This window comes from Burkholderia seminalis DSM 23518, assembly GCF_902832885.1.
Classification (GTDB): Bacteria; Pseudomonadota; Gammaproteobacteria; order Burkholderiales; family Burkholderiaceae; genus Burkholderia; species Burkholderia seminalis.
Genome location: NZ_CADFDK010000017.1, coordinates 52,173 through 70,019, shown reverse-complemented (window position 1 = coordinate 70,019; position 17,847 = coordinate 52,173). Strand labels below are relative to the sequence as shown.

Here is a 17,847-nt window from a genome sequence, read left to right as displayed (position 1 = left end):
GGGTTCAGTGCGTTTTTTCAACGATTTGAATGGCCGCGGCCAGATCCTCCAGCGCGGTGCCGACGGCCTTGAACACGGTGCGCTGAAGGTCGTTCGTGCGGCCCTGCGCTTCGCCGCGGCACAGCGCCGTCAGCGTCCGGCTCAGGCGGTCGGGCGCAATGACGTTGCGCGCCAGCGGGCCCAGCAGGTCGCCGGATTTTTGCGCGGCCTCGTCCGTATCGACATAAATCTCCGCCTGCCGGAAGCAGTCGTCGTCCGCTTCGCGCATGCGCGGCGTAAAACTGCCGATCAGGTCCAGATGCGAGCCTGGGGCGAGCCACCGGCCGCGGACGATCGGCTCCGTCGCGAGCGTCGCGCAGGTGACGACGTCCGCGCGCCGGACGCTGTCCTCGAGATGCGTGACGGGCGCGGCATCGAAACCGTCGCGCGTCAGCCGGTCGACCAGTCGCGCCACCGCTTCGGGATCCTTGTCCCAGACTTCGACGTGCGAGATCGGCAACTGGCTGCGATACGCAAGCGGCACCAGGCTGCCGACCCGGCCGGCACCCAGCAGCACGAGGCGCGATGCATCGGGGCGGGCCAGATAGGTAGCGGCCAGCGCCGATGCCGCCGCGGTGCGGCGCGACGTGATTTCGTTGCCGTCCAGTTGCGCGAGCGGGTTGCCCGTCCGCCCGTCGTAAAGCACGTAGGTCGAGTGCAAACCGGGCATGCCGTGTTCCGCATTGCCGGGGAAGATGTTGACCGTCTTGATGCCTAGATAGCCGTGGTCTTCCCACGCGGGCATGATGAGCACCGTGCCTTCGTCCGCGCTGCCGGCATTGAAGACGTGCGAATGCCGCGGCGGCACGTGGCAGCCGTCGACGAACGCTTGCCTCAGGCGTGCGACCAGCGATTCGAAATCCAGCGCGTCGCGTGTCGCGACGGCATCGAAATGTTTCATGGTGAACCTTTCGTTGACGGGGTTATGCGTCGATGCTGACGTCGGTGGCCGGAATGGCCTGGCAGGCGAGGCACATGTCGGCTTCGTCAGGCCCGTGTCCGCTCGGATGCGTGACCTCGCCCGCCACGACCTTGACCGCGCAGCTCTCGCACTGTCCGACCCGGCAGCCGCTCGGCAACGCGATGCCGAGACTTTCCGCGAACGACAGCAGGCTGCCGTCGCCGGGCGTCCAGGTGGCCGTGCGGCGCGACCGCGTGAACCGCACCGCGTATCGCTTCGACGGGTCGAGCGTCGGCCGGGCCGGCGATCTGAACGCTTCCTTGAAGATGTCGAAAGGCGGCACGCCGCGCGCGATCAGTCCCGCCGTGATCGCCTCCATCATCGGCTCGGGGCCGCACAGATAAAACCGCGCGCGCCGCCGGATCAGGTCGTCGGCGACCACGTCGGCCGACAGGTAGCCGTGCAGCTGATAGTCCCGTCCCGGCGTCTCGCCGTGCGGCTGGTTGTAGCAGTTGACGACCTCGAGCGTCGGCAGGCGCTGCTTCAGGGTCTCGATGCGGTCCCGGAACGCGTGCGTGCTGCTGTTCAGGTTTGCATGGAAGAGCAGCGATTCCGGCGCCCGGTCCGCCTGATCGCGGATCGATTCCAGGTACGAGATGAACGGCGTGATGCCGATGCCGCCCGCGAACATCACGACGGGCTGGCGCGACGCCGGCGGCACGACGAACGTCCCGCCGGGCGCGCCGAGCAACACGGGATCGCCGACCCCGAGCGTGCCGTGAATGTAGGACGACATCACGCCTTCGAACGCCGTGCCGTCGCGGGTGCGGCCTTTCTGGTGACGCACCGAGATCGTGTAACTGCGGCGCGCGTCTTCGCGGGCGGCGCCCGTCAGCGAATAGGCACGCGTCGTCCCGCCGTCGCCGAGCGACGGGATGTGCAGCGTCACGTGCTGACCGGGCAAGTAGTCCGGCAGCGCGCCGCCGTCCGCGGCGCGAAACGTGACGGTGCGTACGCCGCTCGCTTCCTCTCGGATGGCTGACACGACGAAATCCCGCAAGCCTTTCCACGCTCGGCGCGCCGGATCGACCGACGGGTCGCGCCGGATGCGGCAGCGCACGGAACGCAACGGCGACGAGCCGCTGACGGGATCGAGTTGCGCCGCCGACACGAGCGAGTTGAAATTGCTGTTGTCGCGACCGCTTGCGGGGAACGCATCGAGGCCGACCTCGTCGCATGCCTGCCACCAGCCGTATTCGGCCACGATCACGTTGCGCGCCAGTTCCGGTACGACGCGCGCCTTGAAGCGCGCCGTGCCGTTCGTGGTTTCGATCACGCACCAGTCGCCGTCGACGATGTCGTGCTCCGCCGCCAGTGCGTCGTTGAGTTCCGCCACGGGGTACGGCGCGCGCCGCCGCAGGCTCGGCAGCCCGCGATGCTGGCTGTGGCAGTAGTAGCCGTTCTTCATCGAGGTCAACGTGCAGGGAAAGCGACGGCGGTTGTCCGCGCGCGCATCGTCGCCATGCCGCGGCGGCACGTACTGCGGGACGGGCGGGTAGCCGTGACGATGCAATTTCTCGGAATACAGCTCGACGCGCCGCGTCTCCGTGTCGAAACCGCGCACGCCGTCGGGTGTCGCCGCCGCGTATTGCCGTTCGCGTTGCGGCAGCGGCCGGTAGATGCCTTCCGGATGGGCGCGCAGCGACGCGACGTCCAGCCCGAGCGGCGCGAGCACGTGATTCCAGCCGGCTTCGATGCTGCCGCCGAAGAACGCGTCCTGCATGCCGAGCCGCACGGCCAGGTCGAAGACGATGTCGTAGTCGGCGCGGCTCTCGCCGCGCGGCGGCACCATGCGTTGCCTGAGCTGCACCAGTTCGACCGCGCGCGCGTCGATCTCGAAACCGAGCCGCAGCCCTTCGCGCTCCCACGGCGTGTTCACCGGAAGCAGGATGTCCGCATAGCGTGACGACGGTGTCTCGAAGAGATCGCAGTGAACATGGAAATCGAGCGCGCGGAGCGCATCGTGCGCGAGGCCGCCATCCGCCTGCGACATCACCATGTTCGTGCCGAACGCGAACAGCGCGCGTACGCGGTAGGGTTCGCCGTCGAGGATCGCGCGGTAGACGTCGCGCGCCGTGACCCAGCCTTGCGCCGGCGGGCCGAGCGGCCGCTCCGCGAGGCCGAGCGCTTTCGCGCGTTGCCACGGGTCGAGCATCGCGTAGCGGCTGACCGCGTTGGCCGGCTGCTTCGTCCATTCCCGGTTCGAGCCGCGCGTGTCGAACGCACCCGTCAACGCATACAACGTCGCGATGGCGCGCTCGGTCTGCGTCGCATTGGTGTGCATGCCGACGCCCGACCAGGCGTGATAGGCAATGGCCTGATGCGGCCGCAGCAGCTGCGCGGCCTTCACGATGTCGGCCGCGTCGACGCCGGTGATCGCGGCCGCATGTTCCGGCGTATAGGCGTCGAGCGCCTTCGAATAGAGGTCGAAGGCCGGCGTGCAGTCCACGTCCACGCAACGGCCCGCCGCATCCCGGATCGTCACGCGGCGCACGCCGGTCATCAACAGGTCGGCAGGCCGCGTCGCGGTTTCCTCGCCGGCGAGTTCCAGCCGGTCGAGCGTCTTGTTCCAGCGCACATGACGGTTGTCGGGCGCATTGCAGTCGAGATCCCGCTCGCGCAAAAACCGCCCGGTGTCGGTCCGCACGAGCAACGGACCGTTGGTCCATTCCCGCACGAAGGCGTCGTCGATGTTGCCGGTCGCGATCATCTGCCGCGCGATCGCCATCGCGAGCGCGCCGTCGGTCCCGGGAGCGACGCGCAGCCACAGATCGGCTTCCCGTGCGAGCGCGGTCGGCCGTGGATCGACGACGATCAGCCGGGCTCCGTTGCGGCGGCCTTCCGCGATCGCGTCGGCCTGCGCGAGCCAGGTGTTGGCGGGGTTGTTGCCCCACAGCACGATGAGCTCGGCATGCCGGTAATCCGCGACGGGAATGCCGCAGCCGAACGTGAACGCATGCGCGCTGTCCTTGTGCCAGTTGCAGATCTCGGTCGCATAGCAAATATTCGGGCTCCCGAACAACCAGACGAATCGCTCGACCCAGTCGATGCTGTCGCTCATCGGCGTGCCGCTGGGCGTGGTCACGCCGAAGGCGACCGACTCGGCGCCGTTTTCCCGCTTGAAATACGCGAGACGCTCCGCGATCTCGGACAGCGCTTCGTCCCAACCGATGCGTTGCCAGCCGGGATCGGCGGCATCCTTCGGACGCGTGCGCCGCATCGGGTACAGCACGCGGTTCGGGTGATGCAGGAGTTCCGGCGCCGCTTTTCCCTTCATGCACATCGCGTGGCCGGTCGGGTGCGTGTCGTCGGGCCGGACCTTGATCATCATGTCGCCGCGCACGACGTTGATCGTGCCGCAGCGCGACCGGCACAACGTGCAATAGCCCTTCTTTTCCTGCGTTTCCATCGGTTTGCATCGTCCGCTTCATGTTTGCGACTATGCTAGGAAGCGGCGGCAGCGATGACAAATTCATCCTTTCGATGGTCCGGTATATATTGAATCAATATCGCGCCCATCGATCTGCCGTACTGTTCGGGCCTTTCGGGCCGTGCCGATCCGGCGCTGCCCGGCCTTATCGGATCCTTTCCCGTGAACACGCACATCACCCTGCGCCAGATCGAATACTTCGTGTCCGTTGCCGATACGGGGCAAATTTCGAAGTCGGCCAATCTCTGTTCGGTGTCTCAATCGTCGATGACGATCGCGTTGAAGAACCTCGAGGAGGCGGTCGGCGTCACGCTGCTGCTGCGTCATCCGAAAGGCGTGCGCCTGACACCGGCCGGCGAGCGGTTCCTGCGTCACGTGCAGCACGCGACGACGTCGATCGAGCGCGTCGTCACGGCCGCGCAGGAGGACCCGGAGCAGGTCTCCGGGCATGTCCGGATCGGGATGACCGAAACCATCTCGACCTATCTGATGCCGTCGCTGATGTCCGCCATTTCCCGGCGCTTCGGCGACCTGAGCGTGAGCATCGTCGAAAGCGAACGCGAAACGATCGAGACGATGCTCGTCGACGACCGCCTCGATATCGCGCTGCTGCTGGTGTCGAATACCGCGGAAGTCGGCGACCTGAAATACGAGACGATGCTGCGCTCGCCGCGCCGGCTGTGGACCCACCCCGGTCATCCGCTGCAGGACGCCCGTCGCGTCACCCTCGAGGACGTCGCGCGCGAGAACTTTCTGCTGCTGGACATGGACGAGCACCTGCGAACGGTCGGCAAGTACTGGGGCAGCTACGGCATCGCGCCGAACGTCTGGATGCAGAGCAAGTCGATCGAAGCGGTGAGAAGCCTCGTCGCGCTCGGGCACGGGGTGACGATACTCTCGGATCTCGTTTATCGGCCGTGGTCGCTGGAAGGCAACCGGATCAGCCGCCGGAACCTGAGCGTGACCGTGCCGACGATGGACGTCGGCGCGGTGTGGCGGCGGGGCGGCGCGACGTCCACACCGTGCCGCGCGCTGCTCGAGCTGTTCCGGTCGTGGAGAAAGACGGCCGGATAGCGCGTCCGGCCGCCGTGCCGAAGCGCGGGATTCGGCGGCCGTGAGCCGCACGCCTGGACGTCATTCTCGAGCGCGCCTGCTTGCGTTCCCGTCGATACCGCCCGGCCCGCATGCCCCCGTCGCGCGATGCATACCAGTCGCTCAAATTGGTTCTATCCTGGTCTGCTTCCGCAGCCCGAAAACGCGGTAAATCCACTCCTCGAACTGTCCCCTTGCATACCACCTCGGGTAAATCCCTATCCCGCACTGCTTTGTAAACAAAGGCTTTGCCGGCACTAAAACGCTTGTCGGGCAAGGCTTCCGGCGATTTCCGCGATGCTAATACCAGTTCGTTGACTGGTATTATGGTGGTTATATAATGCGTTCACTTTCGACGGTCCGAGATCGTCGTCCGATACCCGGAGGCACATGGAAACCGGCTGGTCCGAACTGGCGCCCGATCCCCTCGACGACACGCCGCTCTATCTGCAGCTCGCCCGCAACCTGGCGAGCGCGATCCACGGCGGCGCGTGGCGGGCCGGCGAGGCGCTGCCGTCGGAGCGGTTGCTGTCGGTGTCGGTCGGCGTATCGCGCATCACGGCGCGTCGCGCATTGGCGCTGCTGGTCGAGCAGGGGTTGATCAAGCGGGCGCGCGGGGCGGGCAGTTTCATCACGCCGCGCGTGGCCGATCCGCTGTCGCGTCTGGTCGGCTTCACCGCGAAGATGCAGCAGCGCGGCTTCGTGCCCGATTCGGTGTGGCTGTCGCGCCGGCTGCGCGCCGCGAGCCGCGACGAGATCACGCATCTCGGCCTCGCGCCGGGTGCGACGGTGGCGCGGCTCGAACGGCTGCGCCGCGCGGACGGCATCGTGATGGCCGTCGAGCACTCGACGCTGCCGGCCGCGGTGGTGCCGGATCCGCAGGCGCTCGGCGCGTCGCTGTACGAATACCTCGAAGCGCGCGGCATGATCGTCGTGCGCGCGCTGCAGCACTTTCGCGCGGTGAACGCGACGCGCGAGATCGCGAAATGGATGGCGGTAAAGCCCGGCGCGGCGCTCCTCGTGATCACGCGCATCGGCTACGGTGCCGACCAGCGCGCGATCGAAGTGACCGAAACGTATTGCCGCGACGACTATTACGACTTCGTCGCCGAACTGAAACGCTGACGCGCGAGACTGCGCGCGCATCGCGCGCGATCGCGATGGAACGCAATCGCGCGCGATGAATCGCAACGAATTGGCAAATCGCGACGCGGATGCCCGCGTCACCAGATCATCAAGAGAAACGTCATGCTGACTGGCAACATCCTCACCCCCGACGGCTGGATTCACGGTTCGCTCGATAGCGAGAACGGCCGCATCACCACGCTCGACGGCGCGCCCGTCGATCCCGCGACGAACGACGCGCCGTACATCCTGCCCGGCTTCATCGATCTGCACGTGCACGGCGGCGGCGGCGCCGACGTGATGGAAGGCGGCGACGCGATCGAGACGATCGCGCGCACGCACGCGCAATTCGGCACGACGAGCCTGCTCGCGACGACGATGACCGCGCCGCGCGACGAACTGATGCAGGTCGTCGCGAACCTCGGCACCGTCGCGCGTACCCGCACGCCGGGCGGCGCGCGCGTGCTCGGCGTGCACCTCGAAGGGCCGTACATCAACCCCGGCAAGCTCGGCGCGCAGCCCGACGCGGCCGTGTCGGCGGTGCTCGACGAAGTGCTGAAGTACCTGTCGATCGCGCCGATCCGCGTGGTCACGCTGGCACCGGAAATCGCGGGCCACATCGAGATCATCGGCGAGATGGCCGCGCGCGGCGTGCGCGTGCAGCTCGGCCACTCGCTCGCGACCTACGACGACGCGGTCGCCGCGCTCAAGCACGGCGCGTGCGGTTTCACGCACCTGTTCAACGCGATGTCGCCGCTGCATCACCGCAACCCGGGCCTCGTGGGCGCGGCGCTTGCGCACGCCGAATACGCGGAAATCATCCCCGACCTGCTGCACGTTCACCCGGGCGCGATTCGGGCCGCGCTGCGCGCGATTCCGCGCCTGTACGTCGTGACCGACAGCACGTCGGCCACCGGCATGCCCGACGGCGAATACCGGCTCGGCAGCCAGCACGTGACGAAGTGCCTCGGCGGCGTGCGGCTCGCCGACGGCACGCTCGCCGGCAGCACGCTGACGATGGACCAGGCGCTGCGCAACCTCGTGTCGCTCGGCCTGCCGATCGCCGACGTGTCGAACCGGATGTCGCGCTACGCGGCCGATTACCTCGGCGTCGCCGATCGCGGCCGCCTCGAGCGCGGCGCATGGGCCGATCTCGCGGTGTTCGACCGCGACCTGAACCTCACCGCGACCTACGTCGAAGGAGAATCGATTGTCGAATATGCTTAAGGAAGCGCGCGAGTCCGCCCAGGTCGTCGCCGCGCAGATCGCCGACACCACGCGCGTCGAAGCGCTCGCCGGCCAATTGCTCGATCACCCGCCGGCCGTCGCGCTGACGGTCGCGCGCGGCAGCTCGGATCACGCCGCGAGCTATTTCGCGAGCCTGACGATGAGCCGCCTCGGCGTGCCGGTCGCGTCGCTGCCGATGTCGGTCGCGACGCTGCAGCAGGCGCCGCTGAAGGTGCAGGACCAACTCGCGATCGCGTTCTCCCAGTCGGGCAAGAGCCCCGACCTCGTCAACACGATGGCCGCGCTGCGCGAAGCCGGCGCACGCACCGTCGCCGCCGTGAACGTGCTGCCGTCGCCGCTCGCCGACGCATGCGAGCACCAGTTGCCGCTGCTTGCCGGCCCCGAACTGTCGGTCGCCGCGACCAAGAGCTATATCGCGATGCTGTCGCTGTCCGCGCAGATCGTCGCCTACTGGCAGCGCGACGCCGCGCTGATGACCGCGCTGCGCGGGCTGCCCGACGTGCTCGCGCAGGCCGGCCGGCTCGACTGGTCGCAGGCCGTCGCCGCGCTCGCCGGTATCGAGCGGATGATCGTCATCGGCCGCGGCCTTGGCCTCGCCATCGCGCAGGAAGCCGCGTTGAAACTGAAGGAAACCTCCGGCATCCAGGCCGAGGCATTCTCGAGCGCCGAAGTCCGGCACGGCCCGATGGAGCTGATCGACCGCGATTATCCGCTGCTCGTGTTCGCCCCGCCCGGGCCCGAGCAGGCCGGCCTGCTGCAGCTCGCCGACGACATGCGCGCCCGCGGCGCCGCCGTGCTGCTCGCGGCGCCCGCCGGCACGCCCGGCGCGATGCTGCCGCTCGCGCAGTCCGCCCATTCGGCGCTCGACCCGATCGCCGCCATTCTTTCGTTCTACGTGATGGCGGCGGATCTCGCCGTCGCGCGCGGCCGCAATCCCGACACGCCGCGCCACCTGAACAAAGTCACCGAAACGCACTGATAGCCGAGACAGCCGATGAGACGCGCCGAGGAGTCCCAGTTGAAGAGCCCCACCCCCGATCAGATCGTCCTGCTTAGCCCCTTGACGGGGCCGATCGTCGCGCTGGCCGACGTGCCCGATCCGGTGTTCTCCGGCGGGATGTTCGGCGACGGCATCGGCATCGACCCGCTCGCGGGCCGGCTCGTCGCGCCGTGCGCGGGCGTCGTGTCGCATCTCGCGCGCACGGGCCACGCGGTGACGATCACGACGCCGCAAGGCGCCGAAGTGCTGCTGCACATCGGCATCGACACCGTCGAGCTGAACGGGCAGGGCTTCATCGCGCACGTCGAGGCCGGCGCGCGCGTCGAAGCGGGCACGCTGCTGATCGAATTCGACCAGGATGCGGTGGCGCGCAGCGCGCATTCGCTCGTGTCGGTGATCGCGATCGCGAACTCCGACGCGTTCGAGGTCGTCGAGCGCGCGAGCGGCTTCGCGACGGCCGGCGAGACGCCGCTGCTCACGTTGCGCGGCAAGGGCGACGCGGCCGTGCAGGCCGCGCAGACCGGTGCGGCGGCGCAGAACGAAGTGCGCCGCGAGATCGTGCTGGCGCAGCCGGGCGGCCTGCATGCGCGGCCGGCCGCGCGGGCGCGCGAAGCCGTGCGCGGGTTCGACGCGACCGTCGACGTGCTGTTCGACGGCCGCAAGGCATCGATCGCGAGCGTCGTCGGCCTGCTCGGCCTCGGCGCCGGCGAAGGCGCGACGGTCGAACTGGTCGGCCGCGGCGCGCATGCGCAGCAGGCGGTCGACGCGGTCGAGCACGAGCTGCTGCGCGAAGCGCACGGCGAAGTGGAGGAAAAGCCGGCGCGGATGACGTCGCCCGTGCCGCGGACGATTGCGCGCAGCACCGGCGCACCGCTGGACCCGAACACGCTCGCGGGCGTGTGCGCGGCGCCCGGCATCGCGGTCGGCGCGCTGGTGCGTCTGGACGATGCGGACATCGTGCCGCCCGAACAGGCCGCCGGCACGCCGGCCACCGAAAGTCGCCAGCTCGACCAGGCGCTGAAGGCGGTCGACGCCGAACTCGACGAAACGGTGCGCAATGCGTCGGCGCGCGGCGCGGTCGGCGAAGCGGGCATCTTCGCGGTGCATCGCGTGCTGCTGGAAGATCCGACGCTGATCGACGCGGCGCGCGACCTGATCAGCCTCGGCAAGAGCGCGGGCTTCGCGTGGCGCGCGACGATCCGCACGCAGATCGACACGCTGTCGAAGCTCGACGACGCGCTGCTGGCCGAACGCGCGGCCGACCTGCGCGACATCGAGAAGCGCGTGCTGCGCGCGCTCGGCCACACGAACGGCGCCGCGCGTACGCTGCCCGACGAGGCCGTGCTCGCGGCCGAGGAATTCACGCCGTCCGACCTGTCGTCGCTCGATCGCCAGCGCGTGACCGCGCTCGTGATGGCGCGCGGCGGCGCGACGTCGCACGCGGCGATCATCGCGCGGCAGCTCGGCATTCCGGCACTGGTCGCGGTCGGCGATGCGCTGTACGCGATCCCGGACGGCACGCAGGTCGTCGTCGATGCGAGCGCGGGCCGGCTCGAACACGCGCCGACCGCACTCGACGTCGAGCGCGCGCGGCACGAACGCCAGCGCCTGGACGGCGTGCGCGAGGCGAACCGGCAACTGGCCGGTGCGGCCGCCGCGACGGTCGACGGCCGCGCGATCGAGGTCGCCGCGAACATCGCGACGCTCGACGATGCGAACACCGCGGTCGACAACGGCGCCGACGCGGTCGGCCTGCTGCGCACCGAGCTGATGTTCATCCATCGCCAGGCGGCGCCGACGGTCGTCGAACACCAGCAGAGCTACCAGTCGATCGTCGACGCGCTGCAGGGCCGCACCGCGATCATCCGCACGCTCGACGTCGGCGCGGACAAGGAAGTCGACTACCTGACGCTGCCGCCCGAACCGAACCCGGCACTCGGCCTGCGCGGCATCCGCCTCGCGCAGGTGCGCCCCGACCTGCTCGACGATCAATTGCAGGGCCTGCTCGCGGTGAAGCCGTTCGGCGCGGTGCGCATCCTGCTGCCGATGGTTACCGACGCCGGCGAACTCGTGCGGCTGCGCAAGCGCATCGACGAATTCGCGCGCGCGCAGGGCCGCACCGAGCCGATCGAGGTCGGCGTGATGATCGAGGTGCCGTCGGCCGCGCTGCTGGCCGACCAGCTCGCGCAGCACGCGGATTTCCTGTCGATCGGCACCAACGACCTGACCCAGTACACGCTCGCGATGGACCGCTGCCAGGCCGACCTGGCCGCGCAATCCGACGGCCTGCATCCGGCCGTGCTGCGCCTGATCGACATCGCGGTGCGCGGCGCGGCGAAGCACGGCAAGTGGGTCGGCGTGTGCGGCGCGCTCGGCGGCGATCCGCTCGCGGTGCCGATCCTGGTGGGCCTCGGCGTGACCGAACTGTCGGTCGACCCCGTATCGGTGCCGGGCATCAAGGCGCGTGTGCGCCGTCTCGATTACCAGTTGTGCCGTCAGCGCGCGCAGGACCTGCTCGCGCTCGATTCGGCACAGGCGGTAAGGGCAGCAAGCCGCGAGGTCTGGCCGCTCGACTGAACGTCGGCGGCAGGTTCGTGGCCCGTATGACGACGAAAGCAATCAGCGCAACGACGATTAACGAAGAGACAAGGATTGGAGGACTGAATGAACGGGAATCCGTTTCTGAAAATACAGGGCCTGGGCCGGGCACTGATGCTGCCGATCGCGGTACTGCCGGTCGCCGGCATCCTGCTGCGACTCGGCCAGCCGGACGTGTTCAACATCAAGATGATCGCCGACGCCGGCGGCGCGATCTTCGACAACCTGCCGCTGCTGTTCGCGATCGGCGTGGCGGTCGGGTTCGCGAAGGACAACAACGGCGTGGCGGCGCTCGCGGGCGCGATCGGCTACCTGATCGAAACCGCGATCATGAAGGACATCGATCCCAAGCTGAACATGGGCGTGCTGTCCGGGATCATCGCGGGTGTCGTCGCGGGCCTGCTGTACAACCGCTACAAGGACATCAAGCTGCCGGACTACCTCGCGTTCTTCGGCGGCAAACGGTTCGTGCCGATCATCACGGGGCTGGTGTGCGTGGTGCTCGGCATCGTGTTCGGGTACGTGTGGCAGCCGGTCCAGCACCTGATCGACGCGGCCGGCCAGTGGCTGACGACGGCGGGCGCGATCGGTGCGTTCGTGTTCGGCTTCCTGAACCGCCTGCTGCTCGTCACGGGCCTGCATCACATCATCAACTCGCTGGCGTGGTTCGTGTTCGGCAACTTCACGCCGCCGGCCGGCGGCGAGATCGTGCACGGCGACCTGCACCGCTTCTTCGCGGGCGACCCGACCGCGGGCACCTTCATGGCCGGCTTCTTCCCGATCATGATGTTCGGCCTGCCGGCGGCGTGTCTCGCGATGCTGCACGAAGCGCCCAAGGAACGCCGCGCGATGGTCGGCGGCCTGCTGTTCTCGATGGCGCTCACGTCGTTCCTGACCGGCGTGACCGAGCCGATCGAGTTCAGCTTCATGTTCCTCGCGCCGGTGCTGTACGTGATCCACGCGGTCCTGACGGGGCTGTCGCTCGCGATCTGCCAGATTCTCGGCGTGAAGCTCGGCTTCACGTTCTCGGCCGGCGCGATCGACTACGTGCTGAACTACGGGCTGTCGACGAAGGGCTGGATCGCGATCCCGCTCGGCATTGCGTACGGCGTCGCGTACTACGGGCTGTTCCGCTTCTTCATCCGCAAGTTCAACATGGCCACGCCGGGCCGCGAGCCGGCATCGGCCGATGCGGCTGCCGAATCGTACGCGTCGGGCGGCTTCGTCGCGCCGGCTGCGGGCGCCGCCGCGACGGCCGCCGCACCGCGCGCGCAACGCTACATCGCCGCGCTCGGCGGCGCGGGCAACCTGTCGGTCGTCGACGCCTGCACGACGCGCCTGCGCCTGACCGTCGTCGATCCGGAGAAGGTCTCGGAACCTGAACTGAAGTCGATCGGCGCGCGCGGCGTGCTCAAGCGCGGCGGCAACAGCGTGCAGGTGATCATCGGGCCGGAGGCCGACATCATCGCCGACGAAATGCGTGCCGCGATCGGCAGCGGCGCGACCGGTGCCGCGTCGGCCGCGCCGGCCGCCGCCGCGCAGCCCGTCACGGGCGCGGCCGCCGGCCCGCTCGATCCGGAGCCGACGCGCTGGCTCGCGGTGTTCGGCGGCGCGACCAACGTCGCGTCGCTCGATGCGGTGGCGACCACGCGCCTGCGCGTCGTCGTGCGCGATCCGTCGGCGGTCGATCGCGATCGCCTCGGTGCGCTCGACGTCGCGTGGGTGTCGCTCGACACGTTCCACATCGTCTGCGGCAACGCGGCCGCACGTTATGCCGAACAGCTCGGCGCGCGCCTGCCGCCGTCGGCCGGCGGGGCGGCCGCGCAGCCGGCCTGATGCGATGAAACCGGCCCGACCCGCGATGCGGGTTCGGCCGGGCGGTAAAACGAAAAACGGCTTGCGATGTGTCGCAAGCCGTTTTTCGTTGGAGCGGGGCGACGGCGCGTGGCAGTCGACTGCCGCGCGCAGCGCCAGACGGCTCAGCCGGTCACGGATTCGTCAGCGTGAAGGTCGGCTTCCGGTAGCCGACACCGGCGCGGTCGAGCTTCGGCAATTCGCGTTGCGTGAGCAGCGTCGCGAAACCGGCCCAGTCGCGCTGCAGCGCGGCCGTGTCGACGTGATGCGTGTCGCCGCGCTTGAAGCGCACGCCGGCCGCATACGGCAGCTCCCAGTCGGCCCGGTGCCACGCGCGCTCGGCGAGCGCGAGCAGCCGCGGATAGGCCATGTATTCGAGGAGGGTGTCGTTGCGCATCACCTCGCCCCATGCCTGGCCCTGCATGCCTTCGATGCGCGGCGCGGGGCCCGTGCCGGTCGCCTCGAACGGGTTGCCGTCACGGTCGCCCATCACTTCGGCGTTCTGCGGCAGGTTCTCCGGCGCGAGCGAGAACACCTTGTACTCGTCGGTCGCGTGCGAGCCCCAGTAGTAGCCGCGCTCGCGCGGGTTGAGCGTGTACGGGAAGTCGAAGTACAGGTAGTCGGGCAGCGCGAGCACCGTCAGGTAGCCCTTGCCGCTCAGGTCGCGCGCGCTGTCCGACGCCCCCCAGAAGATCGTGTCCCACAGCGACACCATCACGTGGCGCGTGCTGAAGTCCTGCGGCCCGTTCGCATGCTTGATGCCGTCCTGCCACGCGGCCATCGTGTCGATCCCGTTCGCGCTGACGGCCGCGCTCACCTGTTTCGCGAAACGCGTCGGCAACTCGTCGATCGACTTGATCTCGCCGCGCTGGAGCAGCGCCGTGCACGCGGGCGAGCGCGCCCACGGCTTGTCCTGCGCGGCGAGATCGATACGCCCCTTGTTCGGGTCGGTGCCGTTCAGCGGCTGGAAGCCCCCGCCGAGGAAGATGTTCTTCGCTTCGTCGCCGCCGTAGTGCCAGGTGCGCAGCGGCGCCTGCGCGTCCGCATGCATCGCCGCGATCTCGCGGATCACCTTCGACGCGAAATTGAGCGCGCCCGGCACGCACGGGTTCAGGTCGCTGCGCCGGTCGTAGAACTGCACGGTCGTCAGGTTCGTCGTGTCCTGCGGATCGAGCAGCCGGTACGCGTTCGCTTCCTGGTCCCGGCCGGCCGCATGCAGCCGCCGGTAGCGCGCCTCCATCGTCACGACGGCCGCGCGCGCATGCGCGGGCATGTCGATCTCGGGGATGACCTGCACGAAGTGCGCGGCCGCGTAGCGCACGAGCGCCACGTAGTCGTCGCGCGTCAGGTAGCCGCCACCAGAGCGGTTGTCGGGGCCCGAGCCGAGCTGCGGCAGCAGGCAGCGCGTCTCGTCCGGGTCGTGGCAGCGGCGCCCGCCGATTTCGGTCAGCTCCGGCAGGCCGGGAATCTCGATGCGCCAGCCTTCGTCGTCGGACAGGTGCAGGTGCAGGCGGTTGAGCTTGTACGCGCTCATCTGGTCGATCAGGCGGCGCAGCGTCGCCGGGTGCTTGAAGTTGCGCGCGAGGTCGACGTGCATCCCGCGGTGCGTGAAGCGCGGCGCATCCTCGACGAGCATCGCCGGGACCGGGCCGCCGCCGGCCGGCACGAGCGAGTAGAGCGTTTGCACGCCGTAGTAGAGGCCCGCGCGATCGTAGCCTTCGATCAGCACGCCGCGCGGCCCGATCGCGAGCCGGTAACCGCCCGGCGTCGCGATGTCGGCCGGCAGCCGGCGCGGCGCGACGGCGCCGCGAACCGGCGTGCGCGCGCCGTCGAGCCCGAGTGTCGCCGCGCGTTCGCGCAGTGCCGCGACCTGCGCGTCCGCCAGGTCCGGCAGCGCGAGTTCGACGCCGCGCAGCTCGAGCGTGCCGGGCAGCGGCTGTGCGCGTTTCACGCTCGGCAGCGCGCGGCTCGCGTCGGGCCGTGCAGCCACCGGCGGTGCATTGCCGGTCGAGTTGTTCTGCGCGTCGGCCGGCAGCGATTCGACGTAGCGCAGCTCGTCGTCGGTGTCGTTGTAGCGCAGCACGACCGGCGGCGCGCCGTCGACCACGACATACGGGCGCGGAATCACGTCGCTGTAGCGCAGCAGCCAGTACTCGGCGACGAACGGCAGCTCGATGCGCTCGCCGGGCGCGAGCCGCACCGAGCCCGGCTGCGGCGTCAGTTCGTACAGGTCGCCGGTGAGCCGCCGCAGCGCGAAGCCCGGGCGGTCGATCCGCAGCAGCCGGCGGATGCTGTGCAGATAGAGCTTCCAGCCGCCGTCGGCGATCGCCTGGTGGCCACGGTTCTGCAGGATCAGGCGGCCCGTCGCGCAGGCCGCGCCGTCCGCGCCGAGATCGGCGCACGGCACGCCGGCCGTGGCCGCGTGATTGTTGTCGACGGCGACGCGCAGCGCGAGGCCGTTCGACAGCAGCGTCGCGAGACTGGCCGCTCGCGCGGCGGCTGGCGCGGTGCCGACGGTCGTGCCGGCGGTGGCCGGCGCCGGTTGAGCCGCGATCGCGGCCGGCGACAGCACCGCGATCGGCAGGCTCGCAAGAAGGGACGACAAGATGTTTTTCATTCGAACTCCTAAAAAGTTGGCGTAGCGGCGTCGTGGGACGACGTCGCTGCGATCGGGTCTTTCAGTGGAGCTGCGGGCGATACCAGCACGCGGGGCGATGCGGCCGCACCACGCGCAATTTGCACGCGGGGGCGTGCGTTACGGAACGGGAGGCGGGCACGCGTGCCGATCGGATCGGCGCGGCGGTGTGCGTGGGGTCATCGGCGGCGCGCCGCCATTGCCACGGCGGCGAGTCGAGCGCGGCCGGCCGGATTCGGGCCGCCGCGCGCGAGCACGACGGGCGCCGCCGCCGCACGCGGACGTCGACACGGCGCGCGCGCGCGCGCCCCACACGGGATTCGCATGTCTCCCCCACCCAAGAAGGAATCGGCCTGTCAGCGGCCGTGTCCAACGATCTTATGAAACCTTTTATTGGTATTCAAGTGGTATCAATCTGGCGCTAAATTGGCATCGACGCACGGCGCCCGTCCGGCGGGGGCGGGACGAAAAAAAACCTCGCGTGATGCGAGGTTCGTTCCGGACGGCGGCGGCGCGATCGGCCGCACGCGGGTCAGGCGGGCATCAGTCGCGGCGGGTGCGCGCGGGTGCTTCCTGCGCCTTCTGCCGTGCTTCGAGCCACATCGCGTTGACGATGCCGAACGACAGCGCGACGCCGATACCGAGAATCCAGCTGAAATACCACATGATCCGACTCCTTGCGAAACGATGGGCGAGGGCGCGGCGCGCCCCGGCCCGGTTCTTCAATACATCGAGTGCTTGTTCTCTTCGAGCGTCTGGCGCGTGACCTTGCCGCGCATCACGCGATACACCCAGCTCGTGTAGAGCAGGATGATCGGCAGGAACACGATCACCGCGAACAGCATCACCTGCAGCGTCAGGTGGCTCGACGTCGAATCCCACACGGTCAGGCTGCTGCGCGGGTCGAGCGACGACGGCATGATGAACGGGAACATCGAGAAGCCCGCGGTCAGGATCACGCCGGTGATCATCAGCCCCGTGCAGAAGAAGGCCGTCTTCTCCTGCTTCGAGCCGGCGAGCAGCAGCGCGAGCAGGCCGCCCGCGATGCCGACCACGGGGGCGGCGATCATCCACGGGAATTCGCCGTAGTTCGCGAGCCACAGGCCCGAGCCGGCGGCGACATCCTTGAGCAGCGGGTTCGCGACGGTGTCGGTCGGCGCGGCATGCGTGATGTGGAAGCCGCCGATGGTCGACGCGACCAGCACGCCGGCCAGCACGAACAGCACGACCGCGAGCAACGACGCCACGCGCAGCGCGATCGAGGCGCGGCGCGCGATCACGCCGTCGGTCTTCATCTTGATGAACGCGGCGCCGTGCGCGACGAGCATCGTGAGGCTGACGAGCCCGCACAACAGCGCGAACGGGTTCAGCAGCGCCCAGAAGCCGCCGTAGTAGGTCACGCGCAGGTCGCTGTCGAACTTGAACGGCACGCCCTGCAGCAGGTTGCCGAACGCGACGCCGAACACGAGCGCCGGCACGAAGCCACCGACGAACAGGCCCCAGTCCCAGCCGGCACGCCAGCGCGGGTCGGGCCGCTTGCTGCGGTAGTCGAAGCCCACCGGCCGGAAGAACAGCGCGAACAGTACGAGCAGCATCGCGAAGTAGAAGCCGGAGAACGACGCCGCGTAGACGAGCGGCCAGGCGGCGAACATCGCGCCGCCCGCCGTGATCAGCCACACCTGGTTGCCTTCCCAGGTCGCGCCGACGGTGTTGACGATGATGCGGCGCTCGTCGTCGGTCTTGCCGAGGAACGGCAGCAGCGCGGTCGCGCCCATGTCGAAGCCGTCGGTGACGGCGAAGCCGATCAGCAGCACGCCGACGAGCAGCCACCAGATCAGCTTGAGAGTTGCATAGTCCATAGCGAT

General features: G+C 69.1%; 11 protein-coding genes. 6 read left to right on the top strand and 5 right to left on the bottom strand.

What is annotated here, in order from left to right:
* Window positions 1-4: 4 nt before the first annotated feature.
* Together lhpI and HWX00_RS32325 are read right to left on the bottom strand one after the other, a co-directional pair.
* The gene (lhpI, locus tag HWX00_RS32330) at window positions 5-940 is read right to left on the bottom strand and encodes a bifunctional Delta(1)-pyrroline-2-carboxylate/Delta(1)-piperideine-2-carboxylate reductase (protein WP_175029280.1); all 936 of its coding nucleotides are present in this window, start codon (window positions 938-940) and stop codon (window positions 5-7) included.
* A 22-nt stretch (window positions 941-962) separates the two neighbouring features.
* Window positions 963-4,409, bottom strand: coding sequence for a molybdopterin-dependent oxidoreductase (locus tag HWX00_RS32325; protein WP_175029279.1), 3,447 nt, complete (start codon window positions 4,407-4,409; stop codon window positions 963-965).
* 183 nt (window positions 4,410-4,592) lie between these two features.
* On the opposite strand from HWX00_RS32325, the gene HWX00_RS32320 reads away from it, so the two are divergent.
* From HWX00_RS32320 to nagE, 6 genes are all read left to right on the top strand, one after another.
* Window positions 4,593-5,504 (top strand): LysR family transcriptional regulator, encoded by a 912-nt coding sequence (locus HWX00_RS32320; protein ID WP_175029278.1) that lies wholly within the window; start codon window positions 4,593-4,595, stop codon window positions 5,502-5,504.
* Window positions 5,505-5,912: 408 nt separating this feature from the next.
* Complete coding sequence (locus tag HWX00_RS32315) at window positions 5,913-6,647, top strand: GntR family transcriptional regulator (RefSeq protein WP_034189246.1); 735 nt, start codon at window positions 5,913-5,915, stop codon at window positions 6,645-6,647.
* A 123-nt stretch (window positions 6,648-6,770) separates the two neighbouring features.
* On the top strand, window positions 6,771-7,874 hold the full coding sequence (gene nagA, locus HWX00_RS32310; RefSeq protein WP_034189247.1) for an N-acetylglucosamine-6-phosphate deacetylase: 1,104 nt from the start codon (window positions 6,771-6,773) through the stop codon (window positions 7,872-7,874).
* On the top strand, window positions 7,867-8,874 hold the full coding sequence (locus tag HWX00_RS32305) for an SIS domain-containing protein (protein ID WP_175029282.1): 1,008 nt from the start codon (window positions 7,867-7,869) through the stop codon (window positions 8,872-8,874). Before nagA ends, HWX00_RS32305 begins: the two co-directional genes overlap by 8 nt.
* Window positions 8,875-8,889: 15 nt before the next feature.
* Window positions 8,890-11,472: a phosphoenolpyruvate--protein phosphotransferase gene (gene ptsP, locus HWX00_RS32300; protein WP_175029277.1), complete on the top strand. Its 2,583-nt coding sequence runs from the start codon at window positions 8,890-8,892 to the stop codon at window positions 11,470-11,472.
* Window positions 11,473-11,559: 87 nt separating this feature from the next.
* Window positions 11,560-13,329, top strand: a complete 1,770-nt coding sequence (gene nagE, locus HWX00_RS32295; protein ID WP_059558745.1) for an N-acetylglucosamine-specific PTS transporter subunit IIBC — start codon at window positions 11,560-11,562, stop codon at window positions 13,327-13,329.
* 151 nt (window positions 13,330-13,480) lie between these two features.
* On the opposite strand, the gene HWX00_RS32290 is transcribed toward nagE, so the two are convergent.
* From HWX00_RS32290 to cydB, 3 genes are all read right to left on the bottom strand, one after another.
* Window positions 13,481-15,964, bottom strand: a complete 2,484-nt coding sequence (locus tag HWX00_RS32290; protein WP_175868177.1) for a family 20 glycosylhydrolase — start codon at window positions 15,962-15,964, stop codon at window positions 13,481-13,483.
* 561 nt (window positions 15,965-16,525) lie between these two features.
* Window positions 16,526-16,648 carry a cytochrome bd-I oxidase subunit CydX gene (cydX, locus tag HWX00_RS32285; protein WP_175028681.1) on the bottom strand — a complete coding sequence of 41 codons (123 nt, stop codon included), beginning with the start codon at window positions 16,646-16,648 and terminating at the stop codon, window positions 16,526-16,528.
* A 56-nt stretch (window positions 16,649-16,704) separates the two neighbouring features.
* Window positions 16,705-17,841: a cytochrome d ubiquinol oxidase subunit II gene (gene cydB, locus HWX00_RS32280; RefSeq protein WP_034189253.1), complete on the bottom strand. Its 1,137-nt coding sequence runs from the start codon at window positions 17,839-17,841 to the stop codon at window positions 16,705-16,707.
* Between the last annotated feature and the right edge of the window lie 6 nt (window positions 17,842-17,847).

Coding starts and splice junctions, on each gene's coding strand:
- lhpI (WP_175029280.1), bottom strand. CDS start 940: ATGAAACATTTCGATGCCGTCGCGACACGCGACGCGCTGGATTTCGAA.
- HWX00_RS32325 (WP_175029279.1), bottom strand. CDS start 4,409: ATGGAAACGCAGGAAAAGAAGGGCTATTGCACGTTGTGCCGGTCGCGC.
- HWX00_RS32315 (WP_034189246.1), top strand. CDS start 5,913: ATGGAAACCGGCTGGTCCGAACTGGCGCCCGATCCCCTCGACGACACG.
- nagA (WP_034189247.1), top strand. CDS start 6,771: ATGCTGACTGGCAACATCCTCACCCCCGACGGCTGGATTCACGGTTCG.
- HWX00_RS32305 (WP_175029282.1), top strand. CDS start 7,867: ATGCTTAAGGAAGCGCGCGAGTCCGCCCAGGTCGTCGCCGCGCAGATC.
- ptsP (WP_175029277.1), top strand. CDS start 8,890: ATGAGACGCGCCGAGGAGTCCCAGTTGAAGAGCCCCACCCCCGATCAG.
- nagE (WP_059558745.1), top strand. CDS start 11,560: ATGAACGGGAATCCGTTTCTGAAAATACAGGGCCTGGGCCGGGCACTG.
- HWX00_RS32290 (WP_175868177.1), bottom strand. CDS start 15,964: ATGAAAAACATCTTGTCGTCCCTTCTTGCGAGCCTGCCGATCGCGGTG.
- cydX (WP_175028681.1), bottom strand. CDS start 16,648: ATGTGGTATTTCAGCTGGATTCTCGGTATCGGCGTCGCGCTGTCGTTC.
- cydB (WP_034189253.1), bottom strand. CDS start 17,841: ATGGACTATGCAACTCTCAAGCTGATCTGGTGGCTGCTCGTCGGCGTG.